The organism is Roseobacter sp. TSBP12 (assembly GCF_009129705.1).
Lineage (GTDB): Bacteria > Pseudomonadota > Alphaproteobacteria > Rhodobacterales > Rhodobacteraceae > Celeribacter > Celeribacter baekdonensis_A.
Genome location: NZ_PYIB01000091.1, coordinates 1 through 1,639 on the forward strand (window position 1 = coordinate 1; position 1,639 = coordinate 1,639).

Sequence of the window (1,639 nt, forward strand, 5' to 3'; positions counted from 1 at the left end):
ATGAAGGTTTTGGTACCAGTCAAACGCGTGATTGACTACAACGTGAAGGTCAAAGTGAAGGCCGATGGCACTGGAGTTGATCTTGCGAATGTGAAGATGTCGATGAACCCGTTCGATGAGATCGCGGTTGAAGAGGCCATTCGTCTGAAAGAGTCCGGCGTGGCCAGCGAGATCGTCGTCGTGTCGATCGGCGAGAAGAAATCCACCGACACGATCCGCAATGCGCTGGCTATGGGCGCGGATCGCGGGCTTCTTGTGGTTGAGGATCAGGCGTCGAGATCGAACCGCTGGCTGTGGCCAAACTCCTCGCCAAAATCGTGGCAGAAGAGGCGCCTGAACTGGTCATTCTCGGCAAGCAGGCGATCGACAATGACATGAATGCGACGGGTCAGATGCTGGCCGCCCTTTTGGGCTGGGGTCAGGCGACCTTTGCCTCCGAGGTCAAAATCGACGGTGGCAAAGCGGTCGTGACCCGCGAAGTCGACGGTGGGTTGCAGACCATTTCCGTGCCGCTTCCGGCGATTGTGACCACCGATTTGCGTCTCAACGAGCCGCGCTATGCCTCGCTTCCGAACATCATGAAGGCGAAGAAAAAGCCTTTGGATGAAAAGACATCCGCAGATTACGGCGTCGACACCGCACCGCGTTTGACCGTTGTATCGACCAGCGAGCCCAAAGGCCGCGATGCGGGCATCAAGGTCGGCTCGGTCGATGACCTGGTCGCGAAACTCAAAGAAGGAGGGCTGGTCTGATGGCTGTTCTGTGTCTTGCTGAAGTCGCCTCTGGCGCGCTTGCGATGGATGCCACCGCCAAAGCGGTGAGCGCCTCCGCCCAACTGGGCGATGTGACGGTTCTGGTCTGTGGTCCTGCGGCGGCTGCCGATGAGGCCGCGAAAATTGACGGCGTGACCAAGGTTTTGGTCGCGGATGACGCGGCCTATGCCAATGGCCTGGCCGAAAATCTGGCCGCTTTGATCGTGTCTTTGGCGGGCGATTACGCGCATATCACCGCGCCCGCCACGACCACGGGCAAGAACGTCTTGCCGCGGGTTGCAGCACTTTTGGATGTGATGATTTTGACCGATGTCACCTCCGTTGTGGATGCCGATACGTTCACGCGCCCGATTTATGCCGGGAACGCGATTCAGACGGTACGCTCGAAAGATGAAAAAAAGGTAATCACCTTCCGCACCTCGACCTTTGACGCGGCGGGCCTGTCGGGTGCGGCGTCGGTGTCGGACGCCTCCGGCGCGCATGATGCGGGCCTGTCGGCCTTTGTCGAGGACAAGGTCGCGGTCAATGATCGTCCCGAATTGACCTCCGCCAAAATCGTCGTCTCCGGCGGGCGTGGCGTCGGCTCCGAAGAAGATTTTGCGATCATTTCGGCGCTGGCGGACAAACTCGGCGCAGCCGTCGGGGCCTCGCGCGCGGCGGTCGATTCGGGCTTTGCCCCGAACGATTGGCAAGTCGGCCAAACCGGCAAAGTCGTCGCCCCCGAACTCTACATCGCCGTCGGCATCTCCGGCGCGATCCAGCACCTCGCCGGCATGAAAGACAGCAAAGTCATCGTCGCCATCAACAAGGACGAAGAGGCCCCGATCTTCCAGGTCGCCGACTTCGGCCTCGTCGCCGATTTGTTC

Annotated in this window: 1 protein-coding gene and 1 pseudogene; both read left to right on the forward strand. The window is 60.0% G+C overall.

Features of this window, described 5'->3' with window-relative positions; genetic code table 11:
- Nucleotides 1-752: pseudogene (locus tag C8029_RS21445) on the forward strand (electron transfer flavoprotein subunit beta/FixA family protein).
- Nucleotides 752-1,639, forward strand: an 888-nt coding sequence (locus C8029_RS21450; protein ID WP_009574306.1) for an electron transfer flavoprotein subunit alpha/FixB family protein, incomplete at its 3' end; no start/stop codon positions are given. The pseudogene C8029_RS21445 and the gene C8029_RS21450, both read left to right, overlap by 1 nt.